Source organism: Pseudogracilibacillus sp. SO30301A, from assembly GCF_037072025.1.
In the GTDB taxonomy this organism is placed as follows: domain Bacteria; phylum Bacillota; class Bacilli; order Bacillales; family Amphibacillaceae; genus Pseudogracilibacillus.
Window position 1 is genome coordinate 19,021 of record NZ_JAXHDD010000007.1, and the last position, 25,977, is coordinate 44,997.

The 25,977-nt window shown below is 36.2% G+C and carries 26 protein-coding genes, 1 tRNA gene and 1 pseudogene; 17 read left to right on the forward strand and 11 right to left on the reverse strand.

Annotation, left to right across the window (positions count from 1 at the left end):
- Window positions 1-380: 380 nt before the first annotated feature.
- The 4 genes from rapZ to SPD89_RS05530 all read left to right on the forward strand — a co-directional run bounded on the left by rapZ (window position 381) and on the right by SPD89_RS05530 (window position 3,584).
- Window positions 381-1,259, forward strand: a complete 879-nt coding sequence (gene rapZ / locus SPD89_RS05515; protein WP_336260963.1) for an RNase adapter RapZ — start codon at window positions 381-383, stop codon at window positions 1,257-1,259.
- A 1-nt stretch (window position 1,260) separates the two neighbouring features.
- A complete protein-coding gene (locus SPD89_RS05520) occupies window positions 1,261-2,235 on the forward strand; it encodes a gluconeogenesis factor YvcK family protein (RefSeq protein ID WP_336260964.1) in 975 nt (324 codons plus the stop codon).
- Window positions 2,236-2,249: 14 nt separating this feature from the next.
- The gene (whiA, locus tag SPD89_RS05525) at window positions 2,250-3,194 is read left to right on the forward strand and encodes a DNA-binding protein WhiA (RefSeq protein WP_336260965.1); all 945 of its coding nucleotides are present in this window, start codon (window positions 2,250-2,252) and stop codon (window positions 3,192-3,194) included.
- Between the two features lie 132 nt (window positions 3,195-3,326).
- A complete protein-coding gene (locus SPD89_RS05530) occupies window positions 3,327-3,584 on the forward strand; it encodes an HPr family phosphocarrier protein (protein ID WP_336260966.1) in 258 nt (85 codons plus the stop codon).
- A 616-nt stretch (window positions 3,585-4,200) separates the two neighbouring features.
- Here SPD89_RS05530 and SPD89_RS22890 read toward each other — a convergent pair.
- Window positions 4,201-4,407, reverse strand: a pseudogene (locus tag SPD89_RS22890) (CotD family spore coat protein); the annotation flags it as partial.
- Window positions 4,408-4,666: 259 nt separating this feature from the next.
- Between SPD89_RS22890 and SPD89_RS05535 the strand changes: the two are divergent.
- On the forward strand, window positions 4,667-5,245 hold the full coding sequence (locus SPD89_RS05535; RefSeq protein WP_336260967.1) for an SCO family protein: 579 nt from the start codon (window positions 4,667-4,669) through the stop codon (window positions 5,243-5,245).
- Between the two features lie 120 nt (window positions 5,246-5,365).
- Window positions 5,366-5,800, forward strand: a complete 435-nt coding sequence (locus tag SPD89_RS05540; RefSeq protein WP_336260968.1) for a DUF4064 domain-containing protein — start codon at window positions 5,366-5,368, stop codon at window positions 5,798-5,800.
- Between the two features lie 109 nt (window positions 5,801-5,909).
- On the opposite strand, the gene SPD89_RS05545 is transcribed toward SPD89_RS05540, so the two are convergent.
- Window positions 5,910-5,983, reverse strand: a tRNA-Arg gene (locus tag SPD89_RS05545).
- 297 nt (window positions 5,984-6,280) lie between these two features.
- On the opposite strand from SPD89_RS05545, the gene clpP reads away from it, so the two are divergent.
- The 5 genes from clpP to SPD89_RS05570 all read left to right on the forward strand — a co-directional run bounded on the left by clpP (window position 6,281) and on the right by SPD89_RS05570 (window position 9,803).
- Window positions 6,281-6,874 (forward strand): ATP-dependent Clp endopeptidase proteolytic subunit ClpP, encoded by a 594-nt coding sequence (gene clpP / locus SPD89_RS05550; RefSeq protein ID WP_336260969.1) that lies wholly within the window; start codon window positions 6,281-6,283, stop codon window positions 6,872-6,874.
- A 327-nt stretch (window positions 6,875-7,201) separates the two neighbouring features.
- Entirely contained in the window at window positions 7,202-7,636 is a 435-nt protein-coding gene (locus tag SPD89_RS05555; protein WP_336260970.1) for a universal stress protein, read from the forward strand.
- Between the two features lie 258 nt (window positions 7,637-7,894).
- Window positions 7,895-8,686 carry an HAD family hydrolase gene (locus tag SPD89_RS05560; protein ID WP_336260971.1) on the forward strand — a complete coding sequence of 264 codons (792 nt, stop codon included), beginning with the start codon at window positions 7,895-7,897 and terminating at the stop codon, window positions 8,684-8,686.
- A 451-nt stretch (window positions 8,687-9,137) separates the two neighbouring features.
- On the forward strand, window positions 9,138-9,488 hold the full coding sequence (locus tag SPD89_RS05565) for a DMT family transporter (protein ID WP_336260972.1): 351 nt from the start codon (window positions 9,138-9,140) through the stop codon (window positions 9,486-9,488).
- Window positions 9,489-9,803: a DMT family transporter gene (locus SPD89_RS05570; protein WP_336260973.1), complete on the forward strand. Its 315-nt coding sequence runs from the start codon at window positions 9,489-9,491 to the stop codon at window positions 9,801-9,803.
- A gap of 29 nt (window positions 9,804-9,832) precedes the next feature.
- Here SPD89_RS05570 and SPD89_RS05575 read toward each other — a convergent pair whose 3' ends face one another.
- From SPD89_RS05575 to SPD89_RS05590, 4 genes are all read right to left on the reverse strand, one after another.
- Window positions 9,833-10,381, reverse strand: coding sequence for a shikimate kinase (locus SPD89_RS05575; protein WP_336260974.1), 549 nt, complete (start codon window positions 10,379-10,381; stop codon window positions 9,833-9,835).
- A gap of 110 nt (window positions 10,382-10,491) precedes the next feature.
- A complete protein-coding gene (locus SPD89_RS05580) occupies window positions 10,492-11,706 on the reverse strand; it encodes an NAD(P)/FAD-dependent oxidoreductase (RefSeq protein WP_336260975.1) in 1,215 nt (404 codons plus the stop codon).
- Window positions 11,693-12,088, reverse strand: a complete 396-nt coding sequence (locus SPD89_RS05585) for a (2Fe-2S)-binding protein (RefSeq protein ID WP_336260976.1) — start codon at window positions 12,086-12,088, stop codon at window positions 11,693-11,695. Before SPD89_RS05585 ends, SPD89_RS05580 begins: the two co-directional genes overlap by 14 nt.
- Complete coding sequence (locus SPD89_RS05590; RefSeq protein WP_336260977.1) at window positions 12,081-12,353, reverse strand: (2Fe-2S)-binding protein; 273 nt, start codon at window positions 12,351-12,353, stop codon at window positions 12,081-12,083. Before SPD89_RS05590 ends, SPD89_RS05585 begins: the two co-directional genes overlap by 8 nt.
- Before the next feature lie 136 nt (window positions 12,354-12,489).
- Here SPD89_RS05590 and SPD89_RS05595 point away from each other — a divergent pair, with 136 nt between their 5' ends.
- The 4 genes from SPD89_RS05595 (at window position 12,490) to SPD89_RS05610 (ending at window position 19,022) form a co-directional block, all read left to right on the forward strand.
- Window positions 12,490-13,671: an NAD(P)/FAD-dependent oxidoreductase gene (locus tag SPD89_RS05595; protein ID WP_336260978.1), complete on the forward strand. Its 1,182-nt coding sequence runs from the start codon at window positions 12,490-12,492 to the stop codon at window positions 13,669-13,671.
- A gap of 214 nt (window positions 13,672-13,885) precedes the next feature.
- Window positions 13,886-14,938, forward strand: a complete 1,053-nt coding sequence (locus SPD89_RS05600) for a YkvI family membrane protein (RefSeq protein WP_336260979.1) — start codon at window positions 13,886-13,888, stop codon at window positions 14,936-14,938.
- 524 nt (window positions 14,939-15,462) lie between these two features.
- Complete coding sequence (locus tag SPD89_RS05605) at window positions 15,463-17,187, forward strand: ABC transporter ATP-binding protein (RefSeq protein WP_442961063.1); 1,725 nt, start codon at window positions 15,463-15,465, stop codon at window positions 17,185-17,187.
- Window positions 17,184-19,022, forward strand: a complete 1,839-nt coding sequence (locus SPD89_RS05610) for an ABC transporter ATP-binding protein (protein WP_336260980.1) — start codon at window positions 17,184-17,186, stop codon at window positions 19,020-19,022. The genes SPD89_RS05605 and SPD89_RS05610 overlap by 4 nt, the downstream gene beginning before the upstream one ends.
- A 67-nt stretch (window positions 19,023-19,089) precedes the next feature.
- Here the strand turns inward: SPD89_RS05610 and SPD89_RS05615 are convergent, their stop codons facing one another.
- On the reverse strand, window positions 19,090-19,305 hold the full coding sequence (locus SPD89_RS05615; RefSeq protein WP_336260981.1) for a hypothetical protein: 216 nt from the start codon (window positions 19,303-19,305) through the stop codon (window positions 19,090-19,092).
- Window positions 19,306-19,400: 95 nt separating this feature from the next.
- On the opposite strand from SPD89_RS05615, the gene SPD89_RS05620 reads away from it, so the two are divergent.
- Complete coding sequence (locus tag SPD89_RS05620; RefSeq protein WP_336260982.1) at window positions 19,401-20,765, forward strand: M17 family metallopeptidase; 1,365 nt, start codon at window positions 19,401-19,403, stop codon at window positions 20,763-20,765.
- 327 nt (window positions 20,766-21,092) lie between these two features.
- On the opposite strand, the gene SPD89_RS05625 is transcribed toward SPD89_RS05620, so the two are convergent.
- The 4 genes from SPD89_RS05625 to rbsD form a co-directional block, all read right to left on the reverse strand.
- Window positions 21,093-21,869 carry a VLRF1 family aeRF1-type release factor gene (locus tag SPD89_RS05625; protein ID WP_336260983.1) on the reverse strand — a complete coding sequence of 259 codons (777 nt, stop codon included), beginning with the start codon at window positions 21,867-21,869 and terminating at the stop codon, window positions 21,093-21,095.
- Between the two features lie 436 nt (window positions 21,870-22,305).
- The gene (locus SPD89_RS05630; RefSeq protein WP_336260984.1) at window positions 22,306-22,770 is read right to left on the reverse strand and encodes a hypothetical protein; all 465 of its coding nucleotides are present in this window, start codon (window positions 22,768-22,770) and stop codon (window positions 22,306-22,308) included.
- A gap of 872 nt (window positions 22,771-23,642) precedes the next feature.
- The gene (locus SPD89_RS05635; protein WP_336260985.1) at window positions 23,643-24,389 is read right to left on the reverse strand and encodes a glutamine amidotransferase; all 747 of its coding nucleotides are present in this window, start codon (window positions 24,387-24,389) and stop codon (window positions 23,643-23,645) included.
- Window positions 24,390-24,432: 43 nt separating this feature from the next.
- The gene (gene rbsD, locus SPD89_RS05640) at window positions 24,433-24,831 is read right to left on the reverse strand and encodes a D-ribose pyranase (RefSeq protein ID WP_336260986.1); all 399 of its coding nucleotides are present in this window, start codon (window positions 24,829-24,831) and stop codon (window positions 24,433-24,435) included.
- A gap of 140 nt (window positions 24,832-24,971) precedes the next feature.
- Here rbsD and SPD89_RS05645 point away from each other — a divergent pair, with 140 nt between their 5' ends.
- Entirely contained in the window at window positions 24,972-25,964 is a 993-nt protein-coding gene (locus SPD89_RS05645; protein WP_336260987.1) for a LacI family DNA-binding transcriptional regulator, read from the forward strand.
- The last annotated feature ends 13 nt before the right edge of the window (window positions 25,965-25,977 follow it).

The following is a 25,977-nucleotide window of genomic DNA, read 5'->3' on the forward strand; positions in this document are numbered from 1 at the left end:
CGGCGCAGTTTCCGTCAGCGGAATGTATGCATTTAGATACATGAGTAGCGGAGAAACAAGCATTCGTGCGAAATTCGTAGTGTCGTTTTTACCAGACTTTTTGAACATCCTTTATTAAAGTAAAAAGTTATTGTGTTTTAACACGCTTGTAATCATTACGAAATATTTGTTAGGTATAATGTATTTAAACTAATTGACCCCCTTTAATAAATTAGTTACTTGCATAGGCATAGACCTATGCCTTTTTTATTTTTTCGATATTGACATCTCATGCATATAATACGATAAAAGTAAGTTCCTTTTGTTGCCGCACACACTTTACGGTATAATAAGTATATATTGAAATAACAATTTTCTTTCATTTACTTGGGGGGAGTAAAATGGCAGGCTTAGAAACGAAACTTATTATTATTACAGGTATGTCAGGCGCCGGAAAAACAGTGGCAATTCAGAGTTTTGAAGATTTAGGTTATTATTGTGTGGATAATTTACCGCCAACATTACTTCCAAAGTTTCTTGAATTAATGAAAGATTCAACAAACAATATTAGAAAAGTTGCGCTCGTTATCGATCTTCGAGGGAGAGAGTTTTTTGATGCATTATATGAATCCCTTGATATTATTGGGGATGAGGATTGGTTGCAGGAACATATTCTGTTTTTAGACGCAACAAATGAAGTACTAGTAAGCAGGTACAAAGAAACAAGAAGATCTCATCCTTTAGATATTGGCGGATTACCGCTAAATGGAATTAAGGAAGAACGGAAGATTTTAGATGAGTTACGTGGGCGTGCGCAGAAGATAATTGATACTACTGATTTAAAACCGAAAGAATTGCGTGAAAAAATTCATCAATTTTATTCAGAGAAAAAGGAAGTTGTTTTTTCTGTACATTTTGTTTCATTTGGGTTTAAATACGGAATTCCAATTGATGCAGATTTAGTTTTTGATGTGCGGTTTTTACCAAATCCATTTTATGTCGAGCATATGCGGCCGTTAACAGGATTTGATAAAGAAGTTTCAGAATATGTATTTAAATGGTCAGAAACAGCAAAATTCAATGAAAAGCTACTTGATTTATTGCGGTTTATAATCCCTCAATATAAAAAAGAAGGTAAATCTCAATTAGTTATTGCAATCGGATGTACTGGTGGACAGCATCGTTCAGTTGCATTGACGGAGTTTTATGCGAAAAGGTTTGCTGAATTTTGTCCGACTCATATTACCCACCGAGATATAAACAAAAGAAAGGGTCATTAATATGACTAATACTACACGACCTAAAATTGTCGTTTTAGGCGGCGGAACAGGTATGCCTGTCTTATTAAGAGGATTAAAGGATTATCCTATTGATTTATCGACGATTGTTACTGTTGCAGATGATGGGGGAAGCACCGGACAACTGCGTGAAATGATCGAAACACCTGCGCCAGGTGATATTCGTAATGTTATTGCATCACTAGCGAATGTCGATCAGGAACTGTACGAACTTTTCCAACACCGATTCAATGTCTCGAATGGATTATCAGGACATTCTTTGGGCAATATTGTATTAATCGCAATGAGCTCAATTACCGGAAATTTTTATGAAGCGGTGAAAGAAGTTTCCGTCATGTTTAATGTGAAAGGGAATATTTATCCAATTGTGAATGAAGCTGTGACACTCCATGCAGAAATGGAAGATGGTACAATTGTATCTGGCGAATCTAAAATACCAATGAAAAATAAAAAGATCAAACGGGTTTTTCTAACTCCTGATCATTTGACGCCAATGCCTAACGTTGTGGAAGCAATTTTAGATGCAGATTTAGTCGTTATTTCACCGGGAAGTTTGTATACAAGTATTTTACCGAATTTGATTATTAAAGATGTCGTCGATGCTTTAAATCAAACAACAGCCAAAACGGTCTACGTTTGTAATATTATGACCCAACCTGGTGAGACGAATGATTTTAGTGCAGCAGACCATGTAAAGGCGATATATAACCATATTGGAAGGAATTCGATCGATTCGATTATTGTTCACAATCAACCGATTGCTAAAAATTTACTAATAGAATATGAGAAACAAAATGCTTCCCCTGTTACATATAATCTTTCTAGTTTAAAACAGCTTGGTTTAGAAGTGTATGAGGAAGATATAATTGATCACAATCATCCAATGATTCGTCATAATACAGAAAAATTAGCTAAAATTATTTTTCAAATGGCATCCGATAAAATAAAGAAATATTAAAGGAATGAAAGACATTGTCATTTACTTCTGAAATAAAAAAAGAATTAATTAATTTGAAAGAAAATGACTGTTGCGTAAAAGCTGAATTAGCAGCGATTATTCGTATGAACGGGGTTATTTCAACACTTGATCCGAATGAGATGTTAGATATTCAAACGGAAAGTGCTGCGATAGCTAGAAGAATATTTACATTATTAAAAGTAGTTTTTAAAGGATCTATAGAGTTACTTGTTCGCAAAAAAATGAAATTAAAAAAGAATAATATTTATATCGTTCGAATTAAAAAAGGAGTCAGCATCCTTTTAGAAACGCTACAAATCGACCACGAACAAGATGGATTTGAACAAACGAATTTAAACCAATCCCTTAAAGAATATTGCTGTAAACGAGCATATTTACGAGGAGCTTTTATTGCGAGAGGATCGATAAACAATCCAGAAACATCTTCCTATCATTTAGAAATGTTTAATTTGGATCAAGATCATAACCAGTTATTATGTCAGTTGCTAAATGAGTTTCAATTACGAGCTCGTGAATTACAACGTAGAAATGGATATATTGTTTACATTAAGGAAGCTGAAAAAATTTCAGAATTTTTAGGGGTTATTGGTGCGAATAATGCATTGTTTAAGTTTGAAGATGTCCGTATCGTTCGAGATATGCGAAATTCTGTAAACCGAATCGTTAATTGTGAAACTGCTAACTTAAATAAGACGATCAGTGCGTCTGTCCGCCAAATAGAAGGTATTAAATATATTAAAAATAATGCTGGACTTGATATTTTACCAGATAAATTAAGAGAGGTTGCAATAACCCGTCTGGAATATCCGGAGGTCACACTAAAAGAGATTGGAGAATTACTTCCATCTGGAAAATTATCAAAATCCGGAGTTAACCACCGTTTAAAAAAGATTGAACAAATTGCGGACAAACTACGGAATGAAAGTGGAACTCAATAGGACAAAATGTGTATTTTCTAGTAAGAAAATGTTATAATAATTGTAATTTGGCAACATATAGATTCAGTATAATTAGTAATTTTTGTAAGAATTAAAATTACCCATCTGACGATAGGAAAGGAGATGATAATGGTGGTAGAAAAATCGGTAGAAGTTTTATTGGAATCAGGTCTACAAGCACGACCCGCAGCACAATTTGTTCAAGAAGCTAATCGATTTACAGCTGATTTATTTTTAGAAAAGGAAGGAAAAAGAATTAACGCGAAAAGTATTATGGGGCTAATGAGTTTAGCCATTACAAAAGGTGAAACGGTTAGATTAATTGCCGACGGCCCAGATGAAGAAGTAGCTCTAAATGAACTTGTTTCATTTATTTCGACGAATTCATAGCTTTATAACACCTTTAATGAATATAATGCACAAGAAAAAAGCACTTTTTGTGCTTATTATATCCCTGTTTTTGTTAGCGCTTACATATGGAAGGGATGTTGTTATACATAAATGACCGCTATAGGATAAGGAAACAGAAACAAATCACTTTTTCCCTCTTCTAAAGACGAACGATTATTGAAAGTTTAGTATTGTTTTATTAAACGATTACGTGTGGATGTAAACTGTGATATAACAATTTATATATCACCACTGGGGAAGATCAACTCGACTTCCAAGACGTCCGAGTTGATTAGCAACGTGTCTATGTATTTAATAAAGCTCAGAAGTACTTCTGAGCTTTATCGTTTGCTATTTACACGGTTGTTTTGTTGTATGACCGATATACATTTTTACTGTTTTTATCCTTATATTCTATCCTCATTCAAAATAGACAATTTCAATATTCAATCATTCTTTATGACTAAAACCAAAAACCGCGTCTACGTCTTCCGCCACAACAGCAACGTCCTCGGCAACCGCAATTTCTTGCTCCTCCAACCCGATTGTCTCCGCAGCCATAGTCTGCTGCTCCTAGGACGTTTTCACCAGGTCCTTCAGATGCTCCTCTAACATCTACTTCTTGCACTCTGTTTTCATAAGATGTCGAATGCGGATAAAAATGTTTATTACGAATCTTGTGATTATTAATAACTCTTGTGTGGGAAGGATGAATATGGCAAACAGTTTCTTCGGAATGGGTGTGTTTTACTTCTTCCCTAGTAGGATATACAACTTTTTTGTCGCATTGGCATCTCCCAGTACAACCACAACTTTTACTCATTATTTTTCTCCTTTCATATTTGTACTCATTTTTAATGTATGTAATAGCTACAATTGTGTATAAGCTACTTACCTACTTTATATCTCCACAATTGTCACAAATAATTCACAAAACATTCTTCAATTGTCTATTTACGATTATTTATATTATGTTATGCTATGTTTGAAATTGTTTAAATGAAACATAATGAATGTAAGTTAGTTTGCTTAACTTCGCTCAAATGAATTACATAAACTTTGACAGAATAGGATGAAGGTAAATGAAAAATTTAATACGCCTTTTATTAATAATTGCTTTACTTACACTTGCCGCATGCGGCGGAAACAAAGTTGAAACAACAATGAATGAACCGGTAGAAGATTTTGAAGCAACAACACAAGATGGAGACAAATTAACGAGGGATGACTTAAAAGGACAATGGCTGGTAGTAGACTTTATTTTTACAAATTGCACAACCGTTTGTCTGCCAATGACGAGTAATATGAAAAAACTACAAGATAAGTTAGAAGAAGCCGAAGTTGAAAACTACCATCTTGTATCATTTTCTGTTGATCCTGACCATGACACTCCAGAAGTATTAACTGAATATGCGGAAGAATACGGTGCAGACTTATCTACTTGGACATTTTTAACCGGATATGATTTTGAGTATATTAAAAATATTTCCGTTAATTCATTTAAAAGTTTACTTGCACCACCTCTTGAAGGGGATGATCAAGTAACACATGGTACTGCCTTCTACCTTGTAAATCCAGACGGTGAAATTATTAAAAAATACGATGGAAAAATAGCCGCAGAAATGGACCAAATTGTGGAAGATTTAAAGAATTTACAATAAGAACTAGTCATTTATAACGATATCATACATAGTTATTATGTATGATGTTTTTTTTGTGTAGATTCGATAAGATATAAATGGTATATATCATACTTTCTTAACGATATGGAGGCGAGACAAATGAAAAGAACTGGAGAGTTCACCCTAACGATTGTCGGGATCGTATTTAATTTAATTGGTGTTGGAGGATTCAGCTTATTTACAACGTTCAGTAAAACGGATTATTTTATGTACAATTTCTTAGGTGCTTATGGTACAGATGAAGATTATCTATTTATTAATATCCTTACAGGTATCGGTTGGTTCCTTTCCATCATTTCTTTATTAGCTTTAATCGCTGGAATTGTTGCTTTGGTATTTTTTAAAGGTGATAAAAAACCGAAAGCAGCTGGAATTATTTTGATTATTACTTCTGTTATTCTAGCACTTGGAACTTTCATGATGGCATTCCTTGCAGCACTCTGTTATTTAATCGCTGGAATCATGGGACTAGTACGGAAACCACCGCAAGCTGAGCCAAAAGAAGTTGTTACTGATTCAGTAACAGAATCATAAAAATTATCAACTATGCGAAACAGGTATCGGATAATTACAACGAATGTGAAATCAATAAAACAAAAAGCAATCGGTATAGTTATAATTACACCGATTGCTTTTTTATTAGCGTGCCCGAGAGGACTCGAACCCCCGACTCTTGGTACCGGAAACCAATGCTCTATCCAGCTGAGCTACGGGCACTTTTGGCATACATTCGATATTATACATTGATGCTCTATTAATTTCAAGTTTTACTATTAAAAAGACTCTTTATACGATAGTTTATTTTTAGGTAAAATTACGTTATACTTTTCATAGCTACAAAATTTTTTGGAAAAGTTCACCTAATATTGTTTAATAAACAACCAGTTGGAGAAGATGGTATTTGTATGAACTTTTATCAGTACATATTGTTTGACCTTTTTTGACCTTATAGTTATGATAAAAACATAGACTAAAACAAATTAGGTGACGTTGATAAAAAAGGAGGATTTTATTATGGTTTTAATACCTACAGTTATTGAACAAACAAATCGCGGTGAACGTGCTTATGACATTTACTCAAGGCTATTAAAAGACCGAATTATTATGTTAGGTAGTGCTATTGATGATAACGTAGCAAACTCTATCGTTGCTCAGTTATTATTTTTAGAAGCAGAAGATTCCAACAAAGATATTTCACTATATATTAACTCTCCAGGCGGTTCGATTACAGCTGGAATGGCTATCTATGATACGATGCAATTCATTAAATCAGATGTTTCTACAATTTGTACTGGGATGGCAGCATCAATGGGGGCATTTTTACTTGCAGCCGGAGCAAAAGGAAAGCGTTATGCTCTGCCAAACAGTGAAGTGATGATTCACCAACCACTTGGTGGGACACAAGGTCAAGCATCTGATATTGAAATTCATGCAAAACGGATTATTCGCATGCGTGAAAAATTAAACCAAATTTTATCTGATCGAACTGGCCAGCCACTTGATGTGATTGAAGCAGATACAGATCGAGATAACTTCATGTCAGCTGAACGTGCTGTTGAATACGGCTTGATCGATAAAGTATTGGAACGAAAAGAAGACGAAAAATAAAGTTTTTAATAAAGCTAGGACAAAAATGTTCTAGTCATAAAAAATCCGACTAACATTCAAATTTAGATTAAAAATTTGATTAGGTCGGATTTTTTGCTTTTTACTAATAATTATCCATAATCTGCGACGTAAGTCTCTGCAAATTAACAATTATAATCAACATCCTAGAAAATCACTGTTATTTGGTTCATAAATTTTTAAAGGGATATTGATTCGCTTTCTAGTTAGTGACAACTCTATGTCAATGTTTCAATCTGTCTTTCACCTTTAGTTGACATGTTATACTGAATGTAGAAACACACTATGTATTATATTGGAGGGCTAAAAATGCATAAAAGAATTCTTGTTGCTTATGATGGATCTCTCTTGAGCCGTAAAGCTATTGAAACAGCAAAATATCAAGCTGCTCAAGAATCAGATTCAGAAGTTCATATTGTCACTGTAATGGATGCCGCCGGGCCGATTACAAATATAAATGTTTCAAGAAGTATTAGCAATGATCTGATCGAAAAATGCCGTCCACAAATGAAAAAAATTGAAGAGGAATTTGAACGTGAGGATATTTCGGTGGTAACCGAAATTATGTTAGCTGAACAAAATGTTCGTCCGGGTAGTTTAATTTGTAAATATGCTAAAATTAATGAAATAGATTTAATAATAATGGGAAGTCGGGGGCTCAGCAACATCCGGAAACTTTTCCTTGGAAGTGTAAGTAATTATGTAGTTCAGAAAGCCGAATGTCCTGTTTTGATTATCAAGTAATCTAATGAATATTCCTATAAAGGGCTGTTTTTTATATGAGTTTCAGAGTTTACACCATGTCATATTAGTAGTTACCTTATTATTTTGAATAAACGTGATCTACGACTCGATAATTATCACTTTCATATAAAATATATACATTCAGTATACATCATTTACTGGATCATTCCCTAGTTTTGATTAATGGACTTTTAAGTAGTTTACCGTTAAGATGATAGATGGACACTTATTTGTAAAAATAAAGGAAGAGATAAATAAATGTTAAAGGCCGTAATTTTTGACTTGGATGATACGCTACTTTGGGATCATAAAAGCGTGAGTGAAGCATTTAAATCAACATGTGAAAAAGTGGTAGAAAAATATAATATAAACCCAGAACAATTAGAAGAACGAGTTCGAAAGCATGCAGAGGAACTTTATCCAACTTTTGAGACATATGAGTTTGTGAGTAATATTGGTATTGGAGCATTTGAAGGAATGTGGGGAGAATTTGAGGACGAAGGAGTAGATTTTAAAAAGCTACGAGAAACAGTTCCCGAATATCGAAGACAAGCTTGGAAAAACGGATTACAAGATTTAGATATTGAAGATGAAGATTTGGCAGAAGAATTGGCAAAAACATTTCCAGAGGAAAGAAAAAAACAAGTTTTTCTATATGATGAAACGTTAGAGGTTTTAGATAATTTAAAAGGAAAATACCAATTATTAATGTTGACAAATGGTTCGCCACATTTACAGCGTACAAAATTATCACTATCCCCTGAGTTGGTACCATATTTTGATCATATTGTCATTTCGGGGGACTTTGGTCAAGGGAAGCCGAATGCGGAAATTTTTAATCATGCGCTTAATTTATTAAATGTTGAAAAAGATGAGGTAATTATGGTAGGGGATAATCCACTAACAGACATTCTAGGTGCTTCAAAAATTGGTATTGATTCTATCTGGATCAATCATCATGACCGTGAACTAATGGAAGTTACCCCAACATATGAAGTGGGAAGACTTCGAGAAATTATGCCGATTATAAAAACCTTATCGGAAGAATAATTTAGCGAAAAGATAAAATCATTCATGGTTTTATCTTTTTCTTTAGATTTAGCAGGATTTTACGTCATTCTATCTATATTTTAAAAAAATTACATACTAAACGAAGAACTATCTAAAAGTGCGTGTTCAAAAAGGATAAAAAGGATCAAAAAGTTCGAGGAGGCGCGGTTTCGAGCAGCGGACTTTCACAGGATGTGATGATTTCCGTGTTGCCCACAGGACGTGGGCGGTTTTAACGGAAGATCCCCTGCTACATTTAGATACATGAGCAAAGATCTGGCACGCAGGAAAAGTGTTCTTCTTTTCCAAGGAAACGCTTCTAGCACACAAAAAAGTGCTTTCCTTTTCCAAGGAGCGGAGATGCAAGCATTCGTGCGAAATTCGCAGTGTCATTTTTACCGGTCTTTTTGAACATCCTCTAAGTCTAACTAAAAGAATAGGGGTGATAATTATGGGTTGGGTTTATGTTTTTTTGGCTGCTTTCGTTGAAATATTTTGGGTGCTTGGATTAAAATATTCAACTAATTTTTTAATGTGGACGGGAACAGTGGTTACGTTAATTTTTAGTTTTTATTTTATTATTAAAGCATGCGATCTTTTACCATCCGGAACGGTGTACGCAGTTTTTACAGGGTCAGGTGCCGCCGCAATTGCAATTATTGACTTTACTTTGTTGGGGTCAGAGTTTTCAATAGGACAAGCATTTTGTATCGGTTTAATTATAATCGGTGTAGTCGGCATTCAATTAACGACGAACAACAAGGAATCCAAACAAGTTCTTTCAGGAAGGGCAGGTAATTAAATGGCCTGGATGTACCTTGTCATTGCTAGTTTTGGAGAAATATTTGGCGTAGCTAGTATAAATGTTTTTTTGAAAAAAAGAAACTTTTTCTGGCTACTAATTCTCGTTTTATGCTTTACTTTTGGTTTCACTTTTTTAGGGTTAGCGATGAGAGAAATTCCGCTCGGTACTGCTTATGCAATTTGGACAGGACTTGGTGCAACGGGAGCAGTGATTATGGGAATTTTCTTTTTTAAAGAGTCGGCCAGTTTATTACGAATTATATTTTTGACCTGTATTATAACGGGGGCAGTGGGACTAAAAATGATCGGATAAAAAAGGACAGTGAATTTACTGTCCTTTTCTTAGCTATATAAATCCCAAGCGAGTTTTACGGAATCGATAATATAATCCGCCACCTCTTCTTCATTAAAGTTATCTGTTACTAACTTGGAGTTATGATCCTCATATAAAGTTTTCCGTTCATTAAACAATGTTTCGATATCATCAATGGATCGGTTTTGCAAAACAGGGCGACTGTCCACAAGCATATGCAGTCGTTCTTTCCAGGAGTCCCATGAGATATCTAAGTAAAAAACGATACTGTGATCAAGGCAGGCATTGCGAATGTCTTCTTGCATAAAAGCGCCACCACCAAGTGAAATAACTTTTAATGGTTGTTTACAATAGTGGAGAACATATTCTTTTTCTTTTTCCCTAAATGCGGCTTCTCCAATTTTTTTGAAAATTTCAGTCGTCGGCATTCCAAACTCTTTTTCAATTTCTTGGTCAATATCAATAAAGTCGCGGTATAGTTTTTTCGCAACAAGTTGGGCAACTGTCGTTTTACCAACGCCCATAAAGCCGATAAAAACAAGACTTTTTTCTCTTACTGAGTGAAGTCCTTTATTCATCTTTTACTCCTTACCACCTTTGTTGGCAGATAAGATAGTATAAAACTTTCCTACTGCATAAGTGCAACTAATGCTTTCGCCAAGGCTTGGCGATAAGCCAAGTTTCCTAACTACTCATTCACCAATTCGTTAAAAGCAGTTGTAACTTTTTCACGTCCTTCTACGATGCGTGGATGAAACTGGATTGTAGCGGCTTGGCGAGTTGTTTTAACATCATTCTTTGCCGCTAGTAACTTTTCATTGATTTCAGGGTGGTTCGTTTCTTTCTTAACGATAGACAAACCTGCAACGGTTCCTTGTTCACGAGCTACTTTTGCACTTTCAATCCCAGTAATATTTCCTGCAACGTAAATGCCCTCGATTGGCGTTTCCATTTTTTCATTATGAACTGGTACATGACCACCAAGTTCTTCAGAATATTGGAAAGGACAACCAGCAACTGCAGCAAGTTCCGCTAACGGATACAAACCACCAGCGATACAAACGAAATCAACCGGAATTTCCTCTTCTGTTCCACGAATAATATCTCCATCCATTGTTACATCAACCATCGTAACGGATTCAACCTTGTCTGTACCGTTAATCTGTTTGATTGCTTTACGCAGATGGATCGGCATATCCCACATCTTGATTCCGTCTTTCGGATAAAATTGCAGTGCTAAATTTTGAACGAATTTAAATTTAGCAAACTTGCTACCAAACTTAATGAACGCAGATGGCGCTAAATGTGCGATTCGCACCAGACGTTCCATTACCTGTCTTGGATTTGCCTGATCTTCTGAAACGACATTACGAGCAGGAAGCACCATGCTATGCAGATCAATTCCGGCAAGTTGCAGTTCACGAGCAATTGCTGCGGATAAAACGTTTACGCCAACGACAATACCTTTACCGCCAACGCTTACACGATGCACATTGGTCATTACTTGTGCTGCACCAATCGACATGACACCTGGAAGTGTCCAACCAGGAATAGGAGCTGCTGATTCTGCTGCACCTGTTGCGATGAGTACATTTTTTGCAGCGAAAAATTCTTTTGTAGTATGTATGACGAAATGATCGTCCAATGTTTCAATATGGTGAACAGATACACCTAACCGAATATCAGTATTAACTTTTTCGGCTTTTTCTTTTAAAGCTTCACTTTCTTTCATTCCATTCCACCATTCACCGCTTGGTTCTTGGTGTAGTTGCCCAAGCAACCGACCACCGGTTTTTGGGAATTCATCTAGAACGACAACGCTTAAATCATTTTCTCTACATTGGATTGCAGCAGATAAACCTGCTGGTCCTGCACCGATTATAACAACATCATTCATTTGCATTCTTTTTTTGTTCCTCCCGTCGCTTGAATTCTGCATACGTTCTTGGAAGTTCTCCTTCGTTATTCGGATTCAAAGGATCTGGTTGAACTTTTCCACTTTCTACAACCATGTTTTCATGAATTGGAGTAAGACAAGCACGTATATTTGTAGTATCATCTACTGTTACGCGACATTCGTAACAATGACCAATATTACAATAAATTCCCCTTGGAGTTCCAGACTCTTCGTGTTTACGGAGAGTACGTATTCCATTTGCTAATAAAGCTGATGCAATTGTATCATTTTCAAAACCTTCATATGCTTTACCATCGAATTGGAACGTTACCTTTTTCTGCTTGTCCAATTGACCTAAAACCGGATGATTTTCTATTCTTTTACTCATCTTTAGCAGCACCTCCCAAATCTGTTATAGATAATGGCCTTACTGGAGGAGCGACTTTTAACGGAATAGCATTGGTTGGGTCTTCTTTAGTCAAATTGGTTAATACTTTATCGACTGCTGGGCGACAAGTACGTCCACCACAAAAACCCATTCCTGCCCTTGTCCGTAATTTTAGTTCTCGTGCAGAACAATTGTATTTTTTGGCTGTTTCCTCTAAATCTTTTAAAGAAACTTCTTCACATCGACATATGATTAAATCTCGCATCATAGGCCTCCTTACTTAAGAAATTTAAATAATTACTACTAATATTTATATTCTAACACAAAATATAATTTAAATTATGTTATTATAGGTTTAGAGTAAAATTTTTCTTAATTTTTTGCGCTGGAGGTTGTAGCTTATGAGTACTAAAAACTATGAAGTGGCTGTAATAGGTGGCGGTATTGTTGGATGTGCGGTCGCTTACTACATTGCTGAATCTGGGCTCGATTGTATTTTAATCGAAAAAAATGACATTGCAAGTGGTACAAGCTCTCGTTGTGACGGTAACCTAACAATTGTTGACAAGGATCCAGGATTTGACAGTCATATGTCTTTAGTTAGTCAGGAACTGATTGAGGATCTTCACCATAAATTAAATCTGCCGTTTGAATACAGAAAACATGGCAGTATATTAGTTTGTGATAACGATGATGAAATGCAAGCGGCAGCTGATTGGGTAAAAACACAACGCGAGAGTGGCTTGAAATTTAATGTATTGGACCAGAAAGATATTCGGAATGAATCACCATTTTTCGCCCATGATATTCCGGGGGGACTTGAGTGTGAAACTGATTCGCTAATTAACCCTTATCTTTTCTGTTATTCTTTAATCGAAAAAGCTCAAGGTTCATTTGGATTGGATGTAAAAATACAGGCAGAAGTTACAAATATTATCAAAGACGATGACTTTACAATCGAAACAACGAATGGCAATGTTCGTGCTAAAAAAGTTGTAAACGCTGCAGGAGTATGGGCGCCATTTATTGGTAAAATGCTTGATCTAGATATTCCCATTATTCCGCGTAAAGGGCATATCCTTGTTGGATCAAGACAAGAGCCGGTTATGATGCGTAATGTAATGGAATTTGGTTATCTCATGAATAAATTCGGTCGTGAGCGTATTGCTGATGAACGTACTGCTGAACATGGGGTAGCACTTGTACTCGAACCGACTGAGAGTCAAAACTTCCTCCTTGGAAGCAGCCGTCAGTTTGTGGGTTATGACAGCTCCATTGATATTCAGGTTATCCAGACAATCGCAAAAAGAGGACTTAGATTTTTCCCGAAAATGGATGATTTCAAAATTATCCGATCATACACTGGATTCCGTCCATTTACTGAAGATAATTTACCGATTGTTTCCGATGTTGAAGAAGTGCCAGGCTTTTACATCGCAGCGGGGCATGAAGGTGATGGAATTTGTTTAGCGCCCGTGACCGGGAAATTAACCGCGGATATCGTTAATGAAAAATCAGAAACGATTATCCCGAAAGAACCACTTCGTTTTAATCGCTTTGAAAAATCGAAGGTACTTTCCTAATCGGATAAAAAGTTGTGCGTGAAAACCTTATCAACGATTTACAATAACCGGTTTTCACGCACTATTTTGTTCGTTATAAAAGCATAAACTTGGCTTGAGTAACGAAGGCTTAACGGTTATCCTTAATCACTGGTAAAACATAACACTCGACTTTAACTTTAATGAAAATACTAATACGATACGTATATTACAACAACATATAGGAGGTTTGAAAATGCTTAGAGTATTAAAAATCGGTTTTGCTTTTATTGGCGTAATTGTAGGTGCAGGGTTTGCATCAGGTCAAGAGATTTTACAGTACTTTACTAGTTTCGGTTACAAAGGAACATTTGCTGCAATTGTTGCAACTGCTTTATTTGCTTATTTAGGAATGGTGTTAGCAAATATTGGAAGCCGTTTACAAGCGGATTCTCATAAGTCGGCAATTTATGAAATTAGCGGACGTTATTTAGGTGTTATTGTAGACGCTATCATTGTATTTACATTATTTGGTGTTGGGGTTGTTATGATTGCCGGAGCAGGTTCAACAGTTAACCAACAGTTTGGATTGCCTGTGTTTGTAGGAAGTTTAATTATGACAGTTATCGTTGCACTTTCAATGATGTTAAAAGTGGATAAAGTTGTTGCTGTTATTGCAAGTATTACACCATTCCTATTGCTATTTATCGTTATTATTTCAATTTATAGTTTTGGTACAATGGATGCATCCTTTGCTGAATTAAAACCGATTGCAGAAAGTCAGCCGAAGTCTTTTCCGAACTGGTTTGTTTCTGCAATAAATTATGTATCCTTTAATATTGCTGTTGGAGCTGGAATGGCACTCATTACAGGAGGAGCAGAGAAAGATTCTCGGATCGCTGGAATTGGTGGGTTAGTCGGAGGTCTTGGAATAGGTCTTATGATTATATTAGCACACTTAGCAATTTTTTCAAAAATTGATGTCGTTGCAGCGTTTGATTTGCCATTGTTAAAGATTGTTGATGATATTTCTCCAGTGCTTGCTATTTTCTTTGCAATTATTATATTCGGCATGATCTTTAATACTGCTCTCGGTATGTTTTATGGTTTTGTCGCTAGATTTTTTGAAATGGACACAAAGAAAGCTTATATTGCTACGGTTATTACTTTAGTAATTGGATTTATTCTTAGTTTTGTAGGATTTACAACACTAGTTGCCAAATTCTATTCTACAATTGGATATTTAGGCCTGTTTCTAATCTTCGCATTAATTTATGCACCGTTTAAGCTAAAACGGGCGGGAAAATAACTACACAGAAAAATATAAATTAATCGATTTCGCAAAAAATTAAGATGTTTTTTCTCAAATAAAGAATAAGGTTGTTCCTGGAATGGGAGCAACCTTATTTTTTCTTTGAGGCGTTACTAAAATGAGATTTGTATACTCAAAAGACGAATAATGATAAGGCAGAGACTTGGCTTGGCGAGCTAATTTGTGGAAACAAACTGAGATAAAACGATTTATCACCATTGGGGAAGTGAATCGACCTTCAAGATGTTGAATCTATTTGCAACAAGTCGAGTCATTTTCTAAAACGTTGAGTTGATTGGTAACAAGTCGAGTCATTTTCTAAAACGTTGAGTCGATTGGTAACATGCAGAGTTATTTTCCAAACCGTCGAGTCGATTGACAACATGCAGAGTCATTTTCCAAGCCATCGAGATGATTCATTACTATGCAGAGCCTTATATATTGAAACGAGTCTTCTTTATGATACAAGTTGCTACTATGCTAATATTAAGTATGGAAAATAATTTGAAGCAGGTGACGTCGTGCGTAAAATTGCTAATTATATATTGACATATAAATTTCTCGTTTTTATGATCTTTCTGTTTATTTTTGTTCAGGCGTTAACACAACTTTATTTACCGACATTGATGGGGAATATTGTTGATAATGGGGTTGTGACAGGCGATATACCATACATTTGGAAAATTGGCTCGATGATGCTCGTTGTGGCTGCTGTCGGTATCGTGATGTCTATAGTCATTAGTCACTATGCGGCAAAAGTTGCGATGAGTGTTGGGCGAGATATTCGGGAAGATGTGTTTACACATGTGAGTAAATTTTCCCTTTCAGAGTTTGATACGATTGGTACGGCATCTTTAATTACTAGAACGACAAATGATGTGACACAAATTCAGCAGGCAACAGTTATGATGTTGCGAATGGTTTTAACAGCACCGTTTATGCTTGTTGGCGGACTTATTATGGCTTTATCTAAAGATGCAAAACTGTCATTCGTTATTTTATTTGCTATCCCGTTTATTGCGTTGGCGATTTGGGTCATTTTGAAAAAAGGATACCCGCTTTTTCAAGGAGTACAGAAGCGGCTGGATCGACTCAATATGGTGTTTCGGGAAAATTTGACTGGAATCCGTGTGATTAGAGCATTTGCAAAAGGGCAGGCAGAGCGAAAACGACTGAAAGATGCGAATACAGATCTAACGGATATTTCGATTAAAGTAAATCGGCTCATGGCGTTTACAATGCCACTAATGATGTTACTGATGAATATGACGATTGTGCTTATTATTTGGTTCGGAGGATTGCGTATTGATAGTGGAAATATGCAAATAGGAGATTTGATGGCGTTTATCCAATATGTCATGCTTATTATGTCTGCACTTATGATGGCGTCGATGATGTTTGTTATTTTACCGAGAGCATCTGTTTCTGCGAGCAGGATACAGGAAGTAATGGAGATGGAGCGTATGGTACCTAAAGAAGGGAATACATCTCCCGTTTCGGCACAGGCTTCAGTTGCATTTTGTGATGTGACGTTTTATTATCCCGGAGCAGAGGAACCGGCACTTGAAGGTATTTCTTTTACGGCCAAGGCCGGGAAGGTGACAGCGATTATCGGTGGGACTGGGTCAGGTAAAACGACGTTAGTTAATCTCATCCCTAGATTTTTTGAAATCTCTGCAGGCAAAATTTTGTTAAATGGTGTGGACATTCATGAGACAAGATTAACGGAGATTAGGGAAAAAATTGGTCTTATTCCACAGAAAGCGTTACTTTTTTCTGGTTCTGTATCGGAAAATATTCGTTTTGGAAAAGGAGATGCGACTGAAGAAGAAATAAGGCATGCAGCAGAAATTGCGCAAGCAGATGAATTTATTCGTAACTTGTCGGACGGGTATGATTCTGAGATTGAACAAGGTGGAGCGAATTTGTCTGGAGGACAAAAACAGCGTTTATCGATTGCGCGAGCACTTGTTAGAAAACCGGATATATGTATTTTTGATGATAGTTTCTCTGCGCTCGATTATAAAACTGACAAGAAACTGCGTGAAGCACTCAGAAATGAAATAGAGGATAGTGTCATGATTGTTGTTGCGCAACGAGTCAGTACGATTATGGATGCAGATCAAATTATTGTCCTGGAAAAAGGAAAAATGGTCGGCCTTGGTACACATAAGGAATTGTTACAAACGAATAAGGTGTATCAAGAAATTGTTGCCTCCCAGTTTGGAGAGGGGGAGATCGCATGACGAAGGAAAAACGACAACCATCAGGTCCGCGTGGACATGGTGGGATGCTCGTTGGGCTTGATAAACCGAAAAATTTCAAGAAAACGTTTCGGCGTTTGCTTGCATATTTGAAACCGCGGCGAATGAGTTTGCTGCTCGTTGTCGTTGCAGCCATTTTAGGAACTGTTTTTAGTGTAATAGGTCCAATGGTAATGGGAAGTACGATTACAGTTTTATTTGAAGGTGCCTACGCAAAATTTCAAGGAATTCCAGGTGCAGCGATTGATTTTTCAAAAATTGCTCTCCTTTTATTGTTACTTGCAGGTCTTTATCTATTTAGTAGTGTGTTTCAATTTTTTCAACAATACATTATGGCCGGTGTTTCGCAAAAAACGGTTTATGATTTACGTGAAGATGTGTTTGGGAAAATGAATCATTTGCCGCTTTCTTATTTTGACGGTCGTTCCCATGGTGATATATTAAGCCGGGTAACGAATGATATCGATACGATCGCAACGACTTTGCAGCAAAGTTTAACGTCATTTATTACATCATTCGTTACGATCATCGGAATTATGGTGATGATGTTATGGATTAGCCCGTTACTAACAGTCATTGCGGTCATTAGCATTCCACTTTCATTATTTGTCATAAGGCCTTTACTAAAAAGGTCACAAAAACATTTTGGTAAGCAACAAAAGACACTTGGACATTTAAATGGGCATATAGAAGAAATGTATACAGGACATGAAGTTGTAACAGCATTTGGACGGGAAGAAGATTCTATTCATCGATTCAAGAAAATAAATGAAGAGCTGTATGACGCCGGGTGTCGGGCACAGTTTATTTCAGGGATTATTATGCCGCTGATGACTTTTATTGGGAATATTAGTTATGTACTCATCAGTATTGTAGGCGGGATTTTGGTAACTCAGCGAACGATTTCTATCGGGGATATCCAAGCTTTTATAACGTACACGAGACAGTTTTCTCAGCCGATTTCTCAGACGGCAAACATTGCTAATATCATTCAGTCTACGATTGCGGCGGCCGAGCGTGTTTTTGAGTTATTGGACGAAGAGGAAGAAGAACCGGTCCGGAATGCGGTTACGGTAAAACAAACACAAGGTGCTGTACGTTTTGAACATGTTGCTTTTGGGTATAGTAAAGAACTTTTAATAGAAGATTTGAATATCGATGTCGCTCCTGGACAAACTGTCGCAATTGTCGGACCTACTGGAGCAGGGAAGACGACTTTAGTAAATTTACTCATGCGATTTTATGAACTTAATGGTGGACGAATAACGATTGATGGTGTTGATATTACACGGATAGAACGTGATGATTTACGTGGCAAGTTTGGAATGGTGCTGCAGGATACGTGGCTATTTAAAGGAACGATTAAAGAAAATATAGCGTATGGTAAAGATAATGCGAATGATGCAGAAATTTATGAAGCTGCACGTGCTGCTTATGCACATCATTTTATCCAGACATTGCCGGACGGTTATGAGACGATTTTGAATGAAGAAGCGTCGAATATTTCTGAAGGACAAAAACAGCTAATTACAATCGCTCGGGCAATGTTAGCAGATTCTCCAATTATGATATTAGACGAGGCGACATCAAGTGTCGATACACGGACAGAAGTTCATATACAGGAAGCAATGAATACGTTGATGAAAGGACGTACAAGTTTTGTTATCGCACATCGTTTGTCAACGATTAAAGATGCTGATGTTATTTTGGTGATGGACCAAGGTGCTGTAATAGAACAAGGAACACATGAAGAATTATTGAAATTAGACGGATTTTATGCGGAGTTGTATAAGAGTCAGTTTCAAGAAACTGCATGAACGTTTGGTATGTAATTGCCTGAAGGAGGGGGCACTTCAGGCAATTTTTCTATGTTCGTGTAAAGTCTTAAAAAGGGGTGTTTAATGGATCGTACGTAACATGTTTCATAGCTTTTTCGACTTTTCCTTTTGGATGAATGCAGAATCGGGTTCGACCGACAATTTCTGTATCAAGCCCCAAACGATATAATGTATCGGTAATAGCAGGAGCAAAGGAAACAATTCGTTGCGGTGGGTAGTGAAAATTAACATTCCTTCCAAGATAATCCGTTACACTTTTCATCGAATCCCTCCTCGTATCATAACAGTACAATCATTGCGAAAAGTTATAAATTGGGTCATACTTTTAATTAAGTGAAATTGATAGGAGGCTATTTAATGATTAAGCATGCGAAAATTTTATTTAATTCGGAAAGTGTAGAGTTGCAGGATTTTGTTAAAAAATCATCGGGAGATTTTGCTACATTACTTGTTGATAAAGAATTACATATTATCGTGAAAGATGTGTCTAAGAAAAAACAAAAGCTTGATAAAGTTCGGATGATTGCCGGTTCGATCGCTCGTGAACTTATGAAACGTGAAATAGAAAATGCCGAAGTAGATGGTAAGAAATTGAAAACGGCGTTCAGTGAGCTTAATGGCGATAAGACAGTAATTGCTTTTACGGAAGGTTGGTATCTTGGTAGCTATGTGTTCGATAATTATAAAACGGAGAAAAGCGCATCAGCAACTTCTTTGAAGATTACTGGAGTAATTCAATCGCTTTTTGAAGCTGGAAAAACTCGTGCTGAAGCAACAAGCTTTTCACGTGATCTCATGAATGAACTTTCAAGCAAACTTAATCCTGAAACATTTCCAGAAATTTTGCAAGAAGAATTTGCTAACAGTCATGTAGATGTGGTCGTTCACAATAAAGAAAAATTAGAAGATATGGAAATGAATGGACTTCTCGCAGTGAATCGCGGTAGTAAATATGATCCAGCTTTTATTGAACTTCATTATGAAGGGGATGCATCTAAACCTCTAATCGCTCTCGTTGGAAAAGGGGTAACGTTTGATACAGGCGGAATTAGTTTGAAAAATGCGCGTGATTTAAGTGATATGCGCTTGGACATGGGCGGAGCTGCCGCGGTTGCTGGAGCGGTAAAACTTCTTGCAGCATCAAATGCAAATGTGAATGTCGTTGGTCTTATTCAAACGGTAGAAAATATTCCAGACCGCCATTCGATTTTACCTGGAGAAATCATTACCTACAAAACAGGTCAAACAGTTCAAGTCGGAAATACAGATGCTGAAGGACGTCTTATTTTAGCAGATGGATTAATTCGAGCCGGGGAGTTAGGTGCCGATTATGTCGTTGATATTGCTACATTGACTGGTGCAATTTTACGTGCATTAGGTCCGAAAATAGGAGGTGTTTTCGGAGACGAGGAGTTAATGTATCAAATCAAAAATATAGGGGATGAAAACGGTGACTTTGTCTGGCCAATGCCGTTAATTGATGATTATGATAAAACGTTGAAAAGTGATTATGCAGATTTTAGTAATATTAGCACCCAAGGTTCAGCAGGTGCGATTACTGCAGCGTTGTTCTTACGTCGTTTCGTTCCAGAAAATTGCAGGTGGCTCCATGTCGACATGGCCGGAGTAATGGACAGTAAACAAGAAGGCTATTATGGCAACTCATCAACAGGCTATGGTGCCCGTCTTTTGGCTGATTATGTAGTACATGTGTCAAAATAAAATGTAAGGCAAAAAATCGCCTTAATGTTTAAAGTATGTTTTATAAAGGTATGTAATTATTCCCCTATCCAAGCAAAATCTAAAGGAGGCCTTTAAATTACGCTTTGGACAATTATAGGGATCTTAATATAAATATGACACTAGATATAGTGAGTTATATCGGTTATGGATTATTTTTAATTGCTATGATTATTGTTTTAATAGACTCGACCCGGATATTAAATATTGTAATGAGCCGATTTTTCGAATAAAAGAAAATCCGAACTAATTCAAATTTCATGAATGATAGTTCGGATTTTTCTCTAAATAACATAATTTTGTTCTTTATTAACTACCAGGTGCAAGGACTGTTCTTTCCAATATTGCATGTGCTGATTTTCCGGAATAATTCCTCGTTGTTTCTCCAGTAATATTTAGATTTAATTGTTTTTTCATCTCATTTGTTAATTCGGCTGGCCCTGCAAGGTGGGTGTTTTTCCATTTTTGATTACGAGCATAGCGTTCGATTGCTGGGACAATTCGTTTAAACCATCTCGCTTGATTTTCTCGGATTCTTCGGTCAAATTTATCACGATGATTCGTACTGCTTGCAAAAACGCTTCCATATGCAAGACCTTTATACTGTTTCCAATCTTCTTTTTCCAAATCTAATTCGTAATGAGTTTGATGAATTAATTCTCCTAAAGAAGAGGTTAATAGCGTCACTTTATCTCGCTGCAATAAAATGACTCCACTTTTTGAATACTTATCCATAAGTGTTTCCATTTGTTCTTTTGCCGGGCCAACTTTCCACTGAAAATCATTTTCCACGGGGACTTGTAAATGATAAATATACAGATGTTTCATTGAACCAAAACAGATTAAACTATTTGTAAAAGACACTTGATTATTTTTAATCGTTGTATCTACTTTTTTACAAATTTTTTTAAACTCCTTAACTTGCTCGGGATTTGAAGCTGCTACGTACTCTTCCGTTTTACGTAAACCATTTTTCAAACGAATTTTCCAGTCTTCACTTCTAGGGTTCGTATTTAAGTAAACCGTTAGAACATTTCCATCTAATTGATTTAACTCCCTATGAATCTGTTCTGTTTTCCTTGTCACTATCCATTCCCCTTTCACTTAAGTTACGTATTGTATATACTATTCTACCAAAAAAAACAGATAATAGTAAAAAAATTCAATCAAGTTAGACATTTACTTAGCGGAGCGAAAGTAGGATGGACAATGGTTACAAGGCTCCAAAATATTTACTAACAATAAACCACACGGCAATTAAGAGTAAAAATACTGCTATTAAACTGAGCCAGCGAATATTAGTAATTTTTCCTATGATAAAAAGTAAAACTCCTATAATAGCGGTAATAACAATTGGTGTAGTAAAAATAAAACTCTCCTCCCTCCTTTTATGAAGTGGGGCAGAATGAAGCCAAACTCCCTTTTAAAGCAACAGTGCCCTTTAAATAAACCAGGTCTACCTTTATAAAAACAATAACCTCATTGTATCAGATAATTAGCGAGAATAAGCGTAGGAACACGATTAAAGAATAATATGTAGAAGAATAAGAGCAAACAGTGTAAATCCTAAGCTTAAATGTATGATCCGAATCGTGTAAGTTGTTCTCCACCAACGGATCCATCCAGTAATAACTAATAAAAGTAGTGTGATACCTGCTAGGAGCCCACTTAGTAATTTTATATTCGTTAATTGTAATCCAAATAGTGAAATGACAAATGTTGCATGAACGATAATGAAAATAAGGGCAGCTGAACCGGTATATTTATGTAATGGTAACACTTTTTTTGAAAGAGTTGCATATTTTATTTTTCGTTTTCTACTTATTTTGGAGCGGATTGTTGCAAATACCGCATGTCTTGTCCAATTATACAAAAAGAAAAACAGCCCAAGTGCTCCAAAAATAATATGTATGCCTAAATGTCCTGTACTTATTTTCCAAATAGCAAAAAGAAGTAAGCACAAATTTATAAAAAACCACTTACTCATATGTTCACCTTTTTCTCATGTTTACTTGTTGGAATTGCATCGATTTGTAGCGTCCAATGAAATGATACCATAACGGACAGGAAAATATAGTGATTTAGTAGGGCATAGGTGAGAGAGGAGATTAGCTTGTTCTCCTAAAGTTTCGCTCTTGTTTTAATTAATTTAGAAATATTTATCCACTTCATGTTTATTAAGTATCAACAAATTTGAGCATGCATGAGAAGTGTTTAGCTAAATAATTTCTATATGGAGGAAGGGAATATGAGGTTGAACTTGTTTAATTGATCATGGGCAAATTATTCCGGCAGAACGGATGTAAAGCAGAAAATGCTTGAATACTCAATCAAATTTCTTTTGATGTAGAATTGATATAATGGGAATATCATTAATAAACGCGTTACGAGAAAGGGAATATCACTAAATAATTGCAATGTATTCTGAATTCCCAGGATAACATAACGAGGACTCAGTAAAAAAACCAGTAAAATCAATGGGTTTGAAACTTTACCCGCCCTTAAAGTCATCGTTATAGAAAAAACTCATAACGAGTTGATTTCCTAGTGTTTATGCGGGTTTAATCCCTCCTCGTTACGTGTTTCCGGGAATCCAGGATGTATCTGTGCTGATTGGGTAATCTGTCATATTTGGAGAATCCGTAATAATGTTGTTTTATTTGAGGAGGAAGGATACAGTGCGTGATACGTTTGTTTGGAGAGTAGACCATATTCGTATTCGTAAAAAGAATTGTACGATATAATTTGACGACACTCCTAGGAAGTATGAGAGCTTATACGAAGGAAATGTAAGAGTTATTCAAGAAACTTCACTAGAATAAAAATGCCTGCAGACTGAACTGCAGGCTTTTAAACAATTTAGATTTCTTTCGCTAGCCATTTCACTACATTCACCCAAAATGCGTTGTAATGTTCCCATTCAACGAACTCTTTTGGTCCCCAGTGAGGAGCACAATCACTGGCGAATGCTAGTGTTCTACCTTTTCCATATTCAATTGTACTAATAAAAGCATGTCCGTTATGTTCAGCAATTACTTCTGCGCCTTCTTTTGCTTTTAAACGGTTGTAACCGAGAAAATGTGGCCATTCGTTCGGAATACCGATTAGAACAGGGTGGTCTGGTTGAATGATTTCAAAATGAACGCCTTCTGGATGCTCAGAACGGTCATCTGTAGACATTAAGTTAACCGGTAAAATTTCTTCAATCGCGGTATCTTTATACTGTCCTCTACAATCGATTCCTTGGAAAGACATATATCCACCAATCATCGCAAAACCGCCGCCAGTCTCAACATATTCTTTAATTACATTTAATCGATTCGGTTGAACTGCACTATGTGTGAATGTGTTAATGTTCATTAAAATAGTATTACTGCCGACATCACTCAAAATAACAGCATCATATTGTTGTAATTCTTCTACAGTAGAAGGAAACTTTTCGGCAACGTCATGACTTGCAATATGCGTCATGTCGATACCTCCGCTTTTCATTGCTTCTCTAAACCAACCAATGCCTTCACCGTATTCTGAATTTGTAAATGAATCAAATCCTTTTACATGAATGATATGTTTAATCCACGTTTCCCCTGCAATTAAAACCTTCATATGTATCCAATCCCTTCTATTATTTTAAATTTATATCCGTATATTAAAATAGCACTCCTGCAATCAATACGATATTACAATAAGGTGTAAATTCGCCAGTCCGGATAATTACCTTTGCTTCTTTTGCAATTTCCTGAAGTTCCGCATGAGGGATAGCTTTAATAGGAAACTCATCACCGACAATTTCTAGTAATTCCTCTTTCTTATGAGGGCTAACCTCTTCCATTTCTGTGTCAATGATCGCTTCTTCTACGTGTAATTCATCTAAAACCGCTTTCAATGTTGTCATAAAACTTGGCTGTCCCTCTATCAATGCAAGATCAATGCATTTCACTCCGGGTGGGACAGGAAGACCTGCATCTCCAATCACAAATTTATCAAGATGACCAGACTGCGCAATTGCTTGTGCCAGTTCATTGTGTAAAATTCCATTTTTTTTCATAATTAACACCTCCAAAATGATTGACAAAAATAAAGTTGTCCTATAAATTATAATATATAACCGGTTACATTTCAATATATTCATTAGTGGTACCGGTTACGTAATGGATTATAAAAAAACCGGTTACAGGAGGTGTAAAGATGGCTACAATTCGTGATGTTGCAAAAAAAGCGGGGGTATCTATCGCTACTGTATCTCGGGTTATTAATAATAAAGGCACGATAAGAAAAGAAACAAAGGAAACTGTACAACAAGCAATTAAAGATTTAGCTTATACGCCAAATATGGTTGCAAGAGGGTTATCTAACCGTAGATCGTATGCAGTTGCATTAATTGTTCCAACAATTACGAACCCGTTTTTCCCTGAAATGGCAAGAGCAGTTGAAGATATTGCTAGAGAAAATGGGTACAATGTACTGTTATGTAATACGGATGACAGACGTGATAGATTAATAGATTATATTGATTCATTAAGTTCCCAATATGTAGATGGGATCATCATTAACTCACATAATATTATGAGAGAGGATTTACAAAAATTAAAAAGTTTAGGAATTCCATTAGTGATGATGGATAGAGTCTTACAGGATCATGACTTTACTTCGATCACAGTAAAAAACCGTGAAGGTGGCAGGATGGCAACTGAGCATCTTGTCGAAGTGGGATGTAAGCGGATTGCACATATTAGTGGGTTGGAAGATACATTAAACGCAACTCACCGAATGTGGGGATATCGAGATGTCGTAAGTAATATGCCATGGTTTGATCCAAGCTGGATTGGAATGGCCGAATTTAGCGTACAAAGTGGGTATCAAGTAGCAAAAGAATTATTTTCACGTCATCCAGAAATCGACGGCATTTTTTGTTCCAACGATTTAATCGCTATCGGTGCGTTAAAAGCGGCGTACGAATGGGGGAAAAAAATCCCGAATGAACTTGCAATAGTTGGCTTTGATGGAATTGATATGAGTAGGCTTACGGTTCCAAGTATCACAACGATCCAGCAGCCGATTTATCATATGGGTCAACTTGCGATGAAAGAACTATTAAAGCAAATTGAAGAACGAAATAATGAACCAAAAAAATTTGAGCTAAATGTTGACTTTGTACTTAGAGAATCAACAATGAGATAAAACAGTTTACAAG